We start from the raw sequence: 14,555 nt of genomic DNA on the forward strand, positions 1-14,555 counted from the left end.
GACAAGCAGCCGTGTTTTTGCCCCTATGCGGGGGAGTCGCACGGTTTTCCGCACGATCAGAACCAGGAGGGTTTTATGGCCCAGCCTCTCTCCATTGCTGTTGTTGATTACGAAGGAGGCAATCTGGCCTCTGCTGCCCGGGCTGCCATGCGCGCAGCCGAGCTTTCAGGCCTTGACGCTTCGGTGATCATTACCAACGAACCAGCCGAGGTCCGGCGCGCGGACCGCATTATTCTGCCCGGTCAAGGCGCATTTGCCGACTGCGCGCAGGGGTTGGAAGCCATTGCGGGCTTAAAGGACGCCATTTTGCAGGCTGTAGCAAAAGGGACGCCTTTTTTGGGAATCTGCGTTGGCATGCAGCTTATGGCCGAACGTGGGCTTGAGCATGGCGTAACCGAGGGATTTGGCTGGATTGGGGGGGAAATCGCTCCCATGGAAGCCCCCGGTCTGCGCCTGCCGCAAATGGGCTGGAACGAACTGGAGCTTCACCAGTCCCACCCCCTGACCCAAGGGCTGGGTCCGGCTCCGCACGGCTATTTTGTGCATTCCTATGCCCTGCGTAACACCACGGATGATGTGCTGCTTGCCAGTGCGGATTACGGTGGCAGCGTGCCAGCCATAGTCTGCCGCAACAACGTGGCGGGTACGCAGTTCCATGTGGAAAAAAGCCAGACCGTGGGGCTGAAGATTCTTGCGAACTTTTTAACCTGGCAACCGGAAGCAACGTTCTGATGTCCCGCGTAACCCGCGTCCAGCGTATTCTGTCGCTGGAGGAAGATGACCTTCAGGCTTTGTGTGAGTCCGTGGATGCCGCCATTCTGGATGGAGGCGGGTTTGGCTGGTTACAGCCACAGGGCCGACAGGTGCTTGAACGTTATTTTCGGGGCCTGCTGCTGGTGCCCGAGCGCATGCTGTTCGCTATCCGGCTGGATGGAGTTATTGTTGGGGGGGCTCAGCTTATTCGCGCCCCGCGGAATAACGAGCTACAGGCCATGTGCATCACTCTTGCCCATCTGTTTGTCGCGCCGTATGCGCGCAGGCAGGGGCTGGGAGCCGCCTTGTTGCGGGAGGTGGAAAACGCCGCACGCAACATGGGCTTTCGGGTGATCAATGTGGACGTGCTGCAAACACAGACTGCGGCCATCGCCCTGTTTAAAAAGACCGGGTTCCACATATGGGGCGAACACCCGTTTTACGCCCGGGTGGGGGATGAGCTGGTTTCAGGGCTGTTCCTTACCAAATGCCTCGATGATACCCTGCCTTTACAGTTCACCAAGACCCGTAACGAACAAGAAGCCAGCTACACGCCATGACCACACCCTTGCCTCCCCGCCCGCTGACCCTCTACCCCGCCATTGACCTGAAGGATGGTGCGTGTGTGCGCCTGCGCCGGGGGGAAATGGACGATGCAACCGTTTATTCCGACAACCCCGGCGCACAGGCCACGGCATGGCAGGATGCAGGTTTTGAATGGCTGCATGTGGTCGACCTGAACGGCGCATTTGCCGGGGCATCGGCCAATACACAGGCCGTACGTTCCATTCTGGATGCAGCACATGTGCCGGTCCAGCTTGGGGGGGGGCTGCGCGACATGGCCGCCATTGCCGCATGGCTGGAGGCGGGGATTACCCGCGTTATTCTCGGTTCTGTCGCGGTCAAGAACCCCGCTCTGGTGCGCGAGGCCTGCCGCGCCTTCCCCGGTCGCATTGTGGCAGGGATTGACGCACGCTCCGGTCTGGTGGCGACCGAGGGCTGGGCGGAAGTATCGGACATGCAGGCAACCGACCTGGCCCTGCGGATGCAGGATGCTGGTGTGGCCGCAATTATCTTTACCGAAATCAGCCGGGATGGCATGCTCGAAGGGCTGGATATCGAGCAGACCGTAACGCTGGCCAACACCGTATCCATTCCCGTTATTGCCAGTGGAGGTGTGGGCAGCCTTGACCACCTTGCAGCCCTGCGCGAGGCGGCCAGCACCACACCGGGCATAGAAGGTGTTATTGTTGGCCGTGCGCTGTATGATGGCCGTGTATCACCCTCACAAGCCCTGCGAGTGCTGAGCGGATGCTGAAGCTACGCGTTATTCCCTGTCTGGACGTTAAAAATGGCCGGGTGGTCAAGGGGGTTAACTTTGTTGCCCTGCGCGATGCGGGCGACCCGGTTGAGCAGGCGGCGGTGTACGATGCCGCCGGGGCGGATGAACTGACCTTTCTGGACATCACTGCCAGCCATGAAAACCGGGATACCATTCTGGATGTGGTGAGCCGCACCGCGGAAAAAATCTTTCTCCCCCTGACCGTTGGTGGGGGGGTGCGCACTACGGACGACATGCGCCGCCTGCTTCTGGCCGGGGCAGATAAATGCGCCATGAATTCGGCTGCAGTGACCCGCCCCGAACTGATCAGTGAGGCCGCACGCAAGTTTGGCAGCCAGTGTGTTGTGGTGGCAGTGGATGCACGGCAGACCGCGCCGGGCACATGGGAGGTCTTTACCCATGGTGGCCGCACTCCAACGGGCATGAATGCCATAGACTGGTGCAAACAGGCCGCCGAACGCGGTGCGGGTGAAATCCTGCTGACATCCATGGACCGTGACGGCACGGGTAGCGGGTTTGATCTGGCCCTGCTGCGTGCGGCAACACAGGCTGTGCGGCTGCCTATTGTGGCCTCTGGTGGTGTCGGCACGCTTGACCATTTTGTGGAAGGTGCCCAGGCTGGAGCAACCGGGTTGCTGGCCGCCAGTGTTTTCCATTTTGGGCAGTTTACCGTCTCTCAGGTCAAACAGGCTTTGACCCGGGCTGGACTGCCGGTTCGTCCTTCCCCCGCCCCTTTTCAGGTCAGTCAGACGCCATGATCAAAAAAGCTCCGTCAAAAGCCACCGCCAAAGCCGAGACCAAAACCATCAAGGCTAAAAAAGCCAAGGCGGCGGAAACCCCGGAACTCCCCCCTCAGTCCGACGGGGCCGATGCTTCCGTGCTCAACCGGCTGTATGATGTCGTGCAAAGCCGCAAGAACGCGGACCCTGCAGTCAGTCACTCGGCCCGCCTGCTCTCGCGCGGTACCTACAAGATCGCCCAGAAATTTGGCGAAGAAGCGGTGGAATGTCTGATCGAGGCCGTAGCAGGCCGCACCAACCTGCTGGTGGGGGAAAGTGCCGATGTGCTTTACCACCTGATTGTCATGTGGGTGAACGCAGGTATTACGCCAGATGAGGTCTGGGCAGAACTGGCCCGGCGCGAAGGCACAAGCGGCATTGCCGAAAAAGCCTCCCGCCCCAAAGTATCCCTGCCCACATCAGGCTCAACCGCACCAGACGCAACAAAACAGGACTGACCCACCATGGCTGTGACCGGCAAAGGCCCTTACGACCAGCAGAACATTTTTGCGAAAATCCTGCGTGGTGAAATTCCGTGCAAACCCGTTTTTGAAAACGACTGGGTGCTGGCCTTTGAGGACATTGCCCCCAAAGCCCCGGTGCATGTGCTGATTATTCCCAAAAAGCCATATGTTTCCTTCATGGATTTCAGCAAAACCGCTCCGGCGGAAGAAATTGCCGGAGTCATGCGTGCAGCCGGGCAGATTGCTCACACTCTGGGGCTGGAAGAAAACGGCTACCGGTTGATTACCAATGCAGGCACCAATTCGGGGCAGGAAGTTCCCCATTTTCATCTGCACCTTATGGGGGGTGGCCCACTTCCGGCGTTTCCGCAGTAACGCGGCTTAACGTCCTCTTTTGCAACAAAGGCACAGACCATGACGCCTATGGACATGCTTCTCTCCCGCGCCTCTACCGACCGGCTGCAAGAGCCTGCGCCTTCGCCCGAGCAGTTGATGGCTGTTCTGGGCACGGCCATGTGCGCACCCGACCATGGTCGGGTTCAGCCATGGCGCTATGTTGTGATCGAGGGGCAGGACCGCCCTGCTCTGGCCGAGCGCATTGTGGCCAGCATGGCGCGGGTGGAGCCAGAAGCCCCCGCTGCCAAAATTGAAAAACGCCGCACCCGTTTTGCCACCATGCCCATGATTATTGCCTTGGGTATGCATCTGCAACCGGAGCACAAAATTCCGCTCTGGGAGCAGGAAATGTGCGTGGCCGCAGGGGCTATGAATATTCTTAACGCCCTGTACGCAACAGGTTTTGGCGGCGTATGGGTTTCCGGCGCACTGGTGGAGGACGCCGTTCTGGCGGCCGAACTGGGAGTGGACCGGCTGGCGGGCTTCTTGTTTGTGGGCACACCCGATGGTGTACAGCACACCCCCAAACGGGCCGACCCCGCCCTGTTTACCGCACGCTGGCACGGCCAGCCCGTAACCTTTGGCGCAGACAAGGACTAACCCATGTCCGACATACAGCAGACAGATGTTGCCGTTATTGGTGGTGGTCCGGTTGGGCTGGCCACGGCCCTTCTTATGGCGCGTGGTGGTCTTTCGGTAACCGTTCTGGAGCGTGCTCCACTGGATATATGGTCCGAACCCGGTTTTGACGGGCGCGAAATTGCCCTGACCCACCATTCTGTCCGTCTGCTCGAACAGGTCGGGGCATGGTCCCACATTCCGCAGGCGGTTGTTTGCCCGCTCAAGGAAGCCCGGATTGAAACCGGCAGTTTTCGGCACCCCCTTACGTTTGATACGCGGGGCGAAGGGGTGGATGCGCTGGGCTGGCTGGTCTCCAACAACCAGATCCGCCGTGGCCTGTTTGTTGCGGCACAGCATATGCCCAACATTACCCTGCAATCCGGTACGGCCGTGCAGACCATCCGGCAGGGGCAGGATTACGCGGCTGTCCACCATACCGGCGGGCAGGTGAATGCAAAGCTGGTTGTTGGGGCGGATGGGCGTTTTTCCCCCACCCGGCAGCGGGCGGGCATTGGCGCGATTGTGCATGATTTCGGCAGGTCCATGATGGTTTGCCGCATGGCGCACGAATCCCCCCACCACAATGTTGCGCTCCAGTGGTTTGATGAGGGGCAGACCATCGCCCTGCTGCCGGTTAACGGCATGGCCTCCTCCCTTGTGCTGACCCTGCCCCCGCAGGATATTGAAGCGCTGGTCCATATGCCGCGTGAGGCGTTTAATGCCGAAATCATGCGTCGTGTGGGTAACCGGCTTGGGGCCATGCGGCTCGTCAGCACCCGGCATGTGTACCCGCTCAAAGGTGTTTACGCGCACAGGTTTACGGCCCGCAGGCTGGCTCTGGTAGGGGATGCGGCCGTTGGCATGCACCCTATTACGGCACATGGGTTCAATCTGGGTCTGAAGGGGCAGGACATACTGGCCCGGCAGGTGCTGGCAGCGGTTGCGAATAATGGTGATGCAGGTAATCCTGCGGCCCTGCGCGCATTTGAGCGCCAGCACCGCAAGGCAACAGCGCTTCTGTTTGCTGGCACAAACGGGATTGCCTCGCTCTATACCCATGATGGTCCACCCTTCCGCCAGATCCGCGAAGGGTGCCTGCGTATGGCCGACAGGTTCTCCCCCTTCAAAAAGGTGGTGACATCCCTGTTAATGGACCGTCAGCCCTCTACCCCCTGAGCTGGGGGGCGGTCGGGTTTATTTGCGGGCTGGTTGGGATGCGTCCGGCCGTTCCAGTTCCCTTGCCAGCCAGTGTGCCAGCACACCAAGAATATAATCCTGCTCCGCGTCACTCAGGCGGCGGCCGGATGGGAGTTCATGCCATTTTGCCAGGCATGAGCGGCAGCATGTTCCTGTGGCATGCTGGGCGACAAAAACCGGGTGTCCTTTCCATGGTGTCTGCCGTCCGTCCCTGAGTGGCGCGGCCGGGGCCAGACGGCGGGCAATAAAGTCCTGCCCATGTTCCATTACCAGCGGCAGACCCTTCTCCCGTAAATACGCCATATCCTGTGCATTGAGATGAAAACGTTGCCTGAAGGCCGAACGCGCCAGCTTTTCCCACAGTTCTGCTGGTGGCATAGCCTGTGATGCCACAGTTCTGCGTGGGAAAAGATCATCCTGAAAAACAGTCATACCTTGCGTTATGGGGTTGGCAGGTCTGTTTTTCCAGCGGCAAGACCATTGCAGCCGGGATGTTCGGGGTTGTTGGTTGTGTAAGCAGCTCTGAGTGCTGCCAGAATGGGGGCGGAGGGGTCACCCAGTGGCATCTGGTACAATGCACCATGGGTCACAACGGATAAGAAACCCCACGCCTTATGGCCATCAGGGGTAAACAGGACTTCCATCTGGTAGTCCGCACAGTCATGGGGTTTGCACAGATGACCCAGCAGATAGGGTTTGCCATCAATATTTGTTTTTTCAACCGGGACCGAGGTCGCCTTTAACTGCGATACCCAGGGGGGGAGAGTGCTCATGGCGTGGTACGCGGGAGCGAAGGCTGGCTGTGCGGCAAAGTCCGCAGTAACGGGCAGGTCCGCAGCCAGAGCAGGCGTTGCCAGACCAAGAGCAGACAGTAAAAAGAGGAAAAAACGCATGGTTGCACCTCATGAACCCTGTTTGCCGCAATAACAGCATCATAACCGGGCTGTATTTGGCTTACGGCTCAGGATATACCTGTCTTATGATCAAATAAAGGCAATAAACCGAAAGGCTGTTTTTTTGCATCATGCAGTAAAACCGGAATATCCGGGAATAACAGGACATCGGGTGCATTTCTGGCAAAAAGGATACAGGCGCAGGTTTGCAAAATTGGCTGTTCTGCGGGTTGATTACGGAACTGAATATGGAAATTTTATTTTTATAAACAGTATTTTCAAAAAATGTCTCATCTGGAGAAAAAACTGCGGCAGTCTGGTTGTCGCGCAGGGCCGGGAACGTTGCTTTTGTCCGGACAAGAAATGATCGGAATCATTGGATATGTTCTGTAAATTGTCACACTATTTAGAGTTAGGAATTATGTAATATTATAAAGAGGCGTGCTAACAGTTAGAAAGAGTGGCATGGTTTTTGCGGTATGCAGGGCCAGTCCCCCGTGCTACCTGACGGGGAAGATGTGTGTGTCTGTAAAGACACAGATTCTGTTTCTGCTGTTCCCATCGGCAGGAATCGAAAAAAGATATATTTTTTATGTTGGTAATTTTTGAGAAATATGATTACAAGCCGTTAAAGCCTTTTAGGCATATTCGTTCAATAATTGTCATGTACAAAAATTCTGTCTGAAAGGGAGCCAGTAACTCCATGAGCAAGGCCTTTATTGCAGCAGTGATTCAGGATTCAATCAATTGCACAGGGGTTGCCGCCAATCAGGCTGCGAATGACCTTATTGATGCCATTGTTGTTGAACTCAAGCGTGAGGGTGGGTTTACCCTTCCGTCCTTCGGCACGTTTACAGTCCGCAAAACCAAGGCCCGTAAGGCGCTCAACCCCCGCACGGGTGAGCCGGTCAAGGTTAAGGCTGGTAAAACGGTACGGTTTAAAGCCAGCCCCAATCTTAAAAAAGCTGTCTGACGGGTAAAGCGTTACCGGCCTTTTAGGGCCGGTCATGCAAGGAGCCGCACCGGTTTTCTGGTGCGGCTTTTTTTTATTGTTCCAGATTTATACTGTATCGGTTGTAATATCTTCCAGCCTGTCCAGTTTGCGCAGACCGGGGAACAGGCCCATCCATATGCCCGTTACAATCAGTGTGCCAATACCCCCCAGCACAACGGCGGCAACTGGGCCCATAACAGCGGCCAGCATTCCGCTTTCAAATTCGCCCAACTGGTTGGATGACCCGATAAAAAGCATATTCACGGCAGAGACACGGCCACGCATTTCGTCCGGAGTGCCAAGCTGGACCAGCGCACCACGCACCATAACACTCACCACATCCGCCCCGCCCAGAATGGCCAGCATAAGTACGGATACGGCTATGGAGTGGGAAAAACCGAACAGAATGGTAGCCACGCCAAAAACGGCTACGGAGGCAAACATCCACCGTCCGGCGTGGCGGCCCAGTGGGTGGCGGGCCAGAACCGCAGCAACAAGCAGGGCTCCAATAGCGGGGGCAGACCGCAGCAGCCCAAGCCCCCATGGCCCGGCATGCAGAATATCCGTGGCAAAAATAGGCAGCATGGCCGTGGCCCCGCCCAAAAGGACGGCAAACAGATCCAGTGAGATTGCACCTAGCATGGTGGGTTTGCGCCGCAGGAAGGCAATGCCGCCAAAAACAGCGGCCAGAGTGGCGGGCTGCCGTGGTCGGGACGGGCTTGTGATGACCATGGACCAGGTGGCCAGTGCCGCTACGGCAAAGCTGATCGCGCAGAGCGTATAACATACCCCCGCACCCAGACCGTATAAAAGCCCGCCAAGGGATGGCCCGGCAATGCTTGCGACCTGAAACAGGGAGGAAGAGAGGGCTGTGGCCCGGGGGAACAGGGCTGGCGGCACAATAGAGGGTAGAAAGGTCTGTTGGGCAGGCATTTCAAACGCCTTGCAGGTGCCAAACAGGGCGACCAGTCCGTAAATCATGGTGGCGCTCAACTGGTGTGTAAAAGAGGCATAGGCCATGAACGCTGCGGCCAGTAACTCTATGGTCTGGCAGGTTACCACAATACGCTGGCGGTTATGCTGGTCCGCTGCATGCCCGGCAGGGAAGATAAACGCCACCATGGGCAGGAACTGCGCCAGCCCCACAAACCCCAGAGCCGCCGCACTATGGGTCAGTGCGTAAACCTGCCAGCCAACGGCTACGGCCTGCACCTGCCCGGCAAAGGCAGACAGGGCCCGTGCGCCAATAACAGCAACCAGACCGGGGTGGCGCAAAAGGGGTGATGAAGGAGCGGGGGCATCGGGCATGGCAAAAACTGCTGTGTTATGGCTCCGCTTGGTGCGGGGGCCATGGCGTGTGGTGGAACAGATAGGACAACCGTACCCTTCCACAGGACGGGGAAGGGCTGCAACCACTGCTTTGTCGGAGGGGGGAACGGGTTCTGGCTGGGGCGGGAGGATTCGAACCTCCGCATGGCGGAATCAAAATCCGCTGCCTTACCGCTTGGCTACGCCCCAATGGCCTGAACTGCCTGCGCCCCTTTTAAGCCAAACAGGGTTCGGTCGTAAAGGCCGCTTGTTGTAAAATCAGTTGCACGGGGCCGATATTGTGCTCTGCGTAAAGCTTGCATCCATGTCTGCCACATCATCCAGATCAGCCAGCCCGCCCTGATGGGTGTCTGTATCCGCTTCGGTGGGGAACAGGCCAAAGCGCCCGGCCCTGTCCAAAGCCTGATCAAGAGCGGCCATGGTGCTGCCCATATCGGGGCTTTCGTCTTTTTCCCAGACGCGCAGGGTGTGGGTCCATACGGCCACCAGCATGTTCACGCGTACAAAGCCAGACACGCCATTGGCGTTTACGCCTGCGGCATCGGCCATCCAGTGCATGCTTTCCACCGTAGCCCCTCCGAGCAGCAGGGTCAGGGCCGGGTCCATGGGCAGGGTGCGCAAAACAGACTGCAACCCACCACGATACTGCTGGAACACATCGAGCCTGCGCATAAGCAGGTCAAACAGCCGCTCGCGTACAGTGCCACAGAGCATGTCGTCTGCTAAAGCCACATCATCGGCCATGCGGCCAAGGCGGAGCAGGATACTGGCCTTGAGGGGAAAGCGGCGCCGGGCTTCAGGCAGGGGCAACCCCGCCTCGCGCGCTGCAGCCAGCACGGTTACGGAACCCCAGCCCCGGTTCTGGGCCAGTGTCAGGGCAGCCGAGACAAGGGCTGTGTCAAAGTCATCATTATCCATATCAAAGACCTGTCGCATGAGCGGTAAATGGTTTGGCGGAATGGTGCTGGCAAGGCGGGAAGCCTTAGCTGGCCAGTTCTCTGGCGCGGTGCACGGCAGCGGCAATGGCGGCGGAGGTGGTTGCGGGCCATGCCTGCGGGGCCATCATGACCTTCAGGGCTTCAGCCGTGGTGCCGCCGGGGCTGGTTACGTTGCGGCGCAGTTCTTCGGCATCGGTCGGGAGTGTGTGCAGCATGCAGCCTGCGCCATACAGGGTGCCGCGGGCCAGCTTGCGGGCAACAGCGGCGGGTAGGCCCTGTTCCACGCCTGCTTTTTCCAGCAGTTCGGCCATTAAAAACACATAGGCCGGGCCACTGCCGGAAATGGCGGCAACGGAGTCGATCAGTTCTTCCTCAGCTACCCATACGGTTTCCCCCACGGCGGAGAGCAGGGCGTTACACTGGGATTTCTGTTCCACTGTAGCATGGGGGGGGGCGTATAGCCCGCTCATACCGGCCCCCAGCGCGCAGGGTGTGTTGGGCATGGAGCGGATAATAACCGGGTTGGCCTGTGGATTGGCCTGCACGCAGGTTGCATGCAGGCTGGCAATGGTACGCCCCGCCATGACCGAAAGCAGCGTTGCCTGCCCAAAGCGCTGGGCCAGTTCGGCCAGCACGGGGTTGGCCTTTTGCGGTTTGACCGCGACAATAATGATGTCCGGTGTAAAGCTGGCGGGAACATCCTGTATGCTCTGCACCACCTTGTGGGGGGCGGGCAGGTCTGCAAGGTGGCGGTCAATAATGACGGAGGGGGCCAGCCCGGCCTTGAGCCAGCCCTCAAGCATGGCGCCACCCATTTTGCCGCATCCGACAAGCAGGATGGAGGGAAGAGGAAAATGCTCAGTCATGTTCATGCCTCTCCATGGCAGTCCAGCATGGCCGAGGCCAGCGCATCTGCCGCATTCAGCCCACCGGTCAGGAAAAAGCGCAGGGCCGGATAAAACCGTTCGCACTCGGCCAGAGCGATGTCGATCATGTCTTCAAAAATGTCGGTTGCGGTTTCCGTGCCCCGCAGGAGCAGGGCGTGGCGGAACAGCAGCACCCCATCTTCCGTATCGACGCTAAAGTGGCCGACCCATACCTGCTCGTTGGCAAGCCCGATCAGCTCGTACAGGGCCAGCCGCATATCCGGGCTTACGCGCAGGTCAAAGGCGCAGGTGAACAGAATGGTGCCCAGTTCTGCCGACCACGAAAAAAATAACCCGTAGTCGCACCATCGGGCCGGGGCTTCAGCCGCCATTTCGGTCGGGGTGCAGCGGTCAAAGGTCCACCCATGCCCGGCAATGACCTGTTCCATCAGGTCCAGCGGGTTGGTGGGTGGGGTGGTGGAGCCGGTTGTCAGGGCTGGCATGGCATGACTCCCGTGCCTGCGGTCAAAAACAAAAACGGGAAAAAGAGCGCGCGCGACCGTAATTAGTGCGCGCCGCCCTTGTGGCTGCCGGTCAGGTGCTGTTCCAGCGCGTTTACCCGTGTTTCCAGTGCGGCCAGGCGGCGTTCGGCCTCTTCCTGGCCAATGCGGGCCTGCGCTGCCAGTTCGCGCATGACTTCAAATTCTTCACGGCGGACAACCTGCAGGCTGGTCAGCACTTCGTCCACCCGGCTGCGGATAATGGCGTTCATTTCCTCACGCACACCGGTCAGTGCGGATACAGCACCTCCGGCAACACCTGCAAGATCGTCAAAAAAGCGCGGTTTGTCAGCCATGCGGGGGTCTCCAATCAATCCGTTATGAGCGACCAGCAGCCTGTTGCTGTCTGGCGTAGCGCTCTTATGGTTCCGACTTTATAAAGAATAAAGGTCCAGCCGGACAGAGGCCATGCTCCGGTTTCCATTTTTGTGGAGCAGTTTATCTGTCGGACGCACAGGGGGCTTTCTCCTGTCTTCCATTGACCGCTTGGGGTCTCGTTCCCATTATTAGGGGTAACAGTTGCAAAAACGGTGCGCGCAGCCAACACACTTTGGGCAGGCGTGTAGTGTGGTATGGAGACAAGATTATAATGACAACAGTCTTGGCGGAGGCTTTTTGCACCCCCCGCCTGAACGCACGCCCTGGGGCGGCGACTGGCTGTGGGCGGCGCAGGATGCGGCCCGGTAATGGTAACAGGATGGGGGAAGGGACGGCTGCATGAGTGATCGCGATCCGTATTCAGTATTAGGTATTGCCAAAACAGCCAGTCAGGATGACATCCGCAAGGCGTACCGCAAGCTGGCCAAAAAATATCATCCGGACCTTAATCCCGGCGATAAAAAGGCTGAAGAGGAATTCAAGGCCCTTAATCAGGCCAATGATCTTTTGTCCGATGCGGACAAGCGCGCGCGTTTTGACCGGGGCGAGATTGATGCTTCGGGGCAGGAACGCCACCCCGGTTTTGGAGCTGGCGGCTTTGGCGGCGGTGGTTTTGGCGGTGCAGGCGGGTTCCGTCCCGGTGGTGCTGGCATGGGCGGTTTTCAGGAAGAAGACCTGAGCGACCTGTTCGGCGGTATGTTTGGCGGGGGTGCCCGTGCGCGCCGTGCTGGCCCGCGCAAGGGGGCAGACAGGTCGTTTGCGCTGAATGTCAGCTTTCTGGATGCGGTTAATGGCGCTACGTCGCGTGTGAACCTGCCGGATGGCGCAACGCTGGATGTGCGTATCCCCCCTGGTATGGAGGATGGCAAGGTTCTGCGTCTGCGCGGCAAGGGGATGCCTGGTGTGCAGGGCGGTCCGGCAGGGGATGCGCTGATTACGGTGACCGTACTGCCCGATGCCATCTTTACGCGAGAAGGCTCCGACCTGCGTGAAACCCTGCCCGTGGACCTGAAAACCGCAGTGCTGGGTGGCCCCATTATGGTGCCAACACCTACAGGTACGGTTAAGATGAACGTGCCAGCCGGGTCCGATACCGGTACCGTGCTGCGTCTGCGCGGCAAGGGTGTGCAGGCTCATGGTGGCAAGGATGCGGGGAATCTTTACGTGCGGCTGGAGGTCAGGGTTGGCAAGGTTGACGCCGCACTGGAGGCGTTTCTAAAGGACTGGACGCCACAGAGCGCGGTGAACGCATAAGGCATGCGTACCCCTTCCACACGTCAACGCGCGTGGGAGGGGAAGCAGCAGACCCGCAGGCCGGTTGGTGGCTTAGGGGTCGTTGCGGTATAGGGGGACGTCCACCTGATGTCCGTTTGTGTTGGTGATCAGGATATGCCCGGCATTGGGGGAGATCAGGGTCATGGTCATGGTGGTGCCATTCTGGGTGCCAGACCAGGATGAACCGGTTTTCTGGGCAAGGCTGAAGCGGCTTTCGCCAATATTGGCGGCGTAGACTTCGGGCACATTGACCAAAAGCCGCGCGGCGGGGCCCACGGCCTTGTTACCAGCAACCGTAAAGGCTGGCACTTCGGCCCGCACGGTCCATGAGCCCATAAAGGTGGTCATGGGGTAAGTGGCTGCAGCCGTGGGTGCGGGTGCAGGAGCTGCTGTGTGGGGAGCGGCCATTGCGGGAGCTGTTGCCAGCCCCAGCATGACGGAACAAAGAAGAATATGTTTCATGTCTGCTTCCATAGCAAAAAATCAGGTCCGGTTTATGTGGCGTGTCCGGTCGGGTGCCGTCCAGTGCTGGCTGCGTGGGGCAGATACCCTGAACGGCTTGACGAACCCCTATGACAGGACCAAAAAAACAGGATCCTTTTCGGTCTGCATGATAACCACGTGGAGAACAGCATCATGAGTGAACAGGAAACACAAGGCAGTGTTGACGGAGCCACTCCTCTGCACGATGGGCAGACTTCTGCATTACAAGCTCCGCAGCAGGTAGACGGGGTACCTTCCGCCCTGCCCGGTAACGCCACGGTGCACACGCAAACACACGAGGCGCTGAGTGAGCCGGTGCATGTGCTGCCTGCCTCCCGGCCAGACACCCCGGTTCCGGTCCAGAACCCCGTTGTACCCCCTGCCAGTGACGTGGGGATGACATTCAAGGAATTTTCCCAGATGGGGGGCGCGCTGGCTTTTGTTATCTGCTTTGTAGCCCTTGGGCTGCACGCCATTTATTACGCAGGGTATTAAATCCGCTTCGGTCCGGGGCTGCTGTTCCGCTATTCGTGGCGGAGGGTCACCACCAGAACATCGCGGTAAGCCGGGCGGCTGGGGTCCACAGGCTGTACGGGGGTTACGCCATGGTAAACCCTGTTGTCGTTGACAACGGCTGTGTCCATGGGGTTGGTCAGGGTAAAGCTGCCAATCTGTTTGTGACTGAGGTCGTGGATGGATGTTTCCCCCTGCGCCACGTTCTCCCGCCGGACCATCACGACAAAAACCCAGTCCACGCCATCACGGTGCAGGCCTTCAGGTGTTGGGTGGCCGAGCGCATCTGGCCGGGCTTCAATACGGAACTGGTGTATTTCCGTATGCCACGCATTAGGCCTGCGTTCTGCGGGGGTCATATCCGTGACCACGCGCAGAGCCAGCCGTAATATGGCCATCAGTGCCGGGTGCTCGCCAAGGGCGGGCAGCACGGGCTTGAACCAGCGCTCCACGCCGCCATTCAGGGTATTGTAGTCCCTGCTCTGGTAGTGGGGCTGGTGTGGTTTGCGCGTTACAGCATTCTGGGTCAGCGAGAACGTGGCATAGCGCCTGCGCCGGTAGCGCCCGCCATCGGCCATGTAGCGGTCCACGCCCAGATCGTTCCAGCTTGCGGCAAAATCCTCCCATCCCCGCAGCCCCCCGGCCTCCAGCACGGCCTGCATGGCCTGCGCCTGAAGGAAGGCGAACCCGTCTTCTGCCAGAGGCGTTTCCAGGCTTTGGATAATCGTGCCCGCAAGGGTGGTCGCAAAAATAGGCTCGGACATGGGGTGGGCC

The 14,555-nt window shown here is 59.0% G+C and carries 18 protein-coding genes, 1 tRNA gene and 1 pseudogene; 10 read left to right on the forward strand and 10 right to left on the reverse strand.

Translation table 11 applies throughout. From position 1 onward, the window contains the following. Window positions 1-75 precede the first annotated feature (75 nt). From hisH to ubiM, 7 genes and pseudogenes are all read left to right on the forward strand, one after another. Window positions 76-732 (forward strand): imidazole glycerol phosphate synthase subunit HisH, encoded by a 657-nt coding sequence (hisH, locus tag PY793_RS08400; protein WP_275177649.1) that lies wholly within the window; start codon window positions 76-78, stop codon window positions 730-732. Continuing rightward, window positions 732-2,071, forward strand: a pseudogene (gene hisA / locus PY793_RS08405) (1-(5-phosphoribosyl)-5-[(5-phosphoribosylamino)methylideneamino]imidazole-4-carboxamide isomerase). The gene hisH and the pseudogene hisA overlap by 1 nt, the downstream one beginning before the upstream one ends. Beyond that, the gene (gene hisF, locus PY793_RS08410) at window positions 2,065-2,853 is read left to right on the forward strand and encodes an imidazole glycerol phosphate synthase subunit HisF (protein ID WP_275177650.1); all 789 of its coding nucleotides are present in this window, start codon (window positions 2,065-2,067) and stop codon (window positions 2,851-2,853) included. The pseudogene hisA and the gene hisF overlap by 7 nt, the downstream one beginning before the upstream one ends. After that, window positions 2,850-3,332 carry a phosphoribosyl-ATP diphosphatase gene (locus PY793_RS08415; RefSeq protein WP_275177651.1) on the forward strand — a complete coding sequence of 161 codons (483 nt, stop codon included), beginning with the start codon at window positions 2,850-2,852 and terminating at the stop codon, window positions 3,330-3,332. The genes hisF and PY793_RS08415 overlap by 4 nt, the downstream gene beginning before the upstream one ends. A gap of 6 nt (window positions 3,333-3,338) precedes the next feature. After that, complete coding sequence (locus PY793_RS08420) at window positions 3,339-3,713, forward strand: histidine triad nucleotide-binding protein (protein WP_086646532.1); 375 nt, start codon at window positions 3,339-3,341, stop codon at window positions 3,711-3,713. Between the two features lie 39 nt (window positions 3,714-3,752). Then, window positions 3,753-4,334: a nitroreductase family protein gene (locus tag PY793_RS08425; protein ID WP_275177652.1), complete on the forward strand. Its 582-nt coding sequence runs from the start codon at window positions 3,753-3,755 to the stop codon at window positions 4,332-4,334. 3 nt (window positions 4,335-4,337) lie between these two features. Then, window positions 4,338-5,531 (forward strand): 5-demethoxyubiquinol-8 5-hydroxylase UbiM, encoded by a 1,194-nt coding sequence (gene ubiM / locus PY793_RS08430; protein WP_275177653.1) that lies wholly within the window; start codon window positions 4,338-4,340, stop codon window positions 5,529-5,531. Window positions 5,532-5,549: 18 nt separating this feature from the next. Here ubiM and PY793_RS08435 read toward each other — a convergent pair whose 3' ends face one another. Together PY793_RS08435 and PY793_RS08440 are read right to left on the reverse strand one after the other, a co-directional pair. Then, complete coding sequence (locus PY793_RS08435) at window positions 5,550-5,984, reverse strand: DUF4186 domain-containing protein (RefSeq protein ID WP_408744689.1); 435 nt, start codon at window positions 5,982-5,984, stop codon at window positions 5,550-5,552. An 8-nt stretch (window positions 5,985-5,992) separates the two neighbouring features. Continuing rightward, entirely contained in the window at window positions 5,993-6,445 is a 453-nt protein-coding gene (locus tag PY793_RS08440) for an Ivy family c-type lysozyme inhibitor (protein ID WP_275177654.1), read from the reverse strand. Between the two features lie 703 nt (window positions 6,446-7,148). Between PY793_RS08440 and PY793_RS08445 the strand changes: the two genes are divergently transcribed. Continuing rightward, window positions 7,149-7,418, forward strand: coding sequence for an HU family DNA-binding protein (locus PY793_RS08445; protein WP_025826862.1), 270 nt, complete (start codon window positions 7,149-7,151; stop codon window positions 7,416-7,418). Between the two features lie 87 nt (window positions 7,419-7,505). Here PY793_RS08445 and PY793_RS08450 read toward each other — a convergent pair whose 3' ends face one another. From PY793_RS08450 to PY793_RS08475, 6 genes are all read right to left on the reverse strand, one after another. Further along, complete coding sequence (locus PY793_RS08450; protein ID WP_275177655.1) at window positions 7,506-8,747, reverse strand: MFS transporter; 1,242 nt, start codon at window positions 8,745-8,747, stop codon at window positions 7,506-7,508. A 135-nt stretch (window positions 8,748-8,882) separates the two neighbouring features. Continuing rightward, window positions 8,883-8,957: transfer RNA gene (locus PY793_RS08455), tRNA-Gln, on the reverse strand. A gap of 69 nt (window positions 8,958-9,026) precedes the next feature. Next, the gene (locus tag PY793_RS08460) at window positions 9,027-9,686 is read right to left on the reverse strand and encodes a TetR family transcriptional regulator (RefSeq protein ID WP_275177656.1); all 660 of its coding nucleotides are present in this window, start codon (window positions 9,684-9,686) and stop codon (window positions 9,027-9,029) included. Window positions 9,687-9,750: 64 nt separating this feature from the next. Then, window positions 9,751-10,572: a pyrroline-5-carboxylate reductase gene (proC, locus tag PY793_RS08465; protein WP_275177657.1), complete on the reverse strand. Its 822-nt coding sequence runs from the start codon at window positions 10,570-10,572 to the stop codon at window positions 9,751-9,753. 2 nt (window positions 10,573-10,574) lie between these two features. Next, window positions 10,575-11,075: a type III secretion system chaperone family protein gene (locus PY793_RS08470; protein ID WP_275177658.1), complete on the reverse strand. Its 501-nt coding sequence runs from the start codon at window positions 11,073-11,075 to the stop codon at window positions 10,575-10,577. A 62-nt stretch (window positions 11,076-11,137) separates the two neighbouring features. Continuing rightward, window positions 11,138-11,428, reverse strand: a complete 291-nt coding sequence (locus tag PY793_RS08475) for an accessory factor UbiK family protein (protein ID WP_275177659.1) — start codon at window positions 11,426-11,428, stop codon at window positions 11,138-11,140. Window positions 11,429-11,849: 421 nt separating this feature from the next. Here PY793_RS08475 and PY793_RS08480 point away from each other — a divergent pair, with 421 nt between their 5' ends. Continuing rightward, window positions 11,850-12,764 (forward strand): DnaJ C-terminal domain-containing protein, encoded by a 915-nt coding sequence (locus PY793_RS08480; RefSeq protein WP_275177660.1) that lies wholly within the window; start codon window positions 11,850-11,852, stop codon window positions 12,762-12,764. A gap of 72 nt (window positions 12,765-12,836) precedes the next feature. Here PY793_RS08480 and PY793_RS08485 read toward each other — a convergent pair whose 3' ends face one another. Further along, the gene (locus tag PY793_RS08485) at window positions 12,837-13,247 is read right to left on the reverse strand and encodes a hypothetical protein (protein WP_275177661.1); all 411 of its coding nucleotides are present in this window, start codon (window positions 13,245-13,247) and stop codon (window positions 12,837-12,839) included. Window positions 13,248-13,421: 174 nt separating this feature from the next. On the opposite strand from PY793_RS08485, the gene PY793_RS08490 reads away from it, so the two are divergent. After that, on the forward strand, window positions 13,422-13,763 hold the full coding sequence (locus PY793_RS08490) for a hypothetical protein (RefSeq protein ID WP_275177662.1): 342 nt from the start codon (window positions 13,422-13,424) through the stop codon (window positions 13,761-13,763). 29 nt (window positions 13,764-13,792) lie between these two features. Here PY793_RS08490 and PY793_RS08495 read toward each other — a convergent pair whose 3' ends face one another. Next, entirely contained in the window at window positions 13,793-14,545 is a 753-nt protein-coding gene (locus tag PY793_RS08495; protein ID WP_275177663.1) for a 2OG-Fe dioxygenase family protein, read from the reverse strand. Between the last annotated feature and the right edge of the window lie 10 nt (window positions 14,546-14,555).

Source organism: Acetobacter fabarum (genome assembly GCF_029069195.1).
GTDB classification, from domain to species: domain Bacteria; phylum Pseudomonadota; class Alphaproteobacteria; order Acetobacterales; family Acetobacteraceae; genus Acetobacter; species Acetobacter fabarum_A.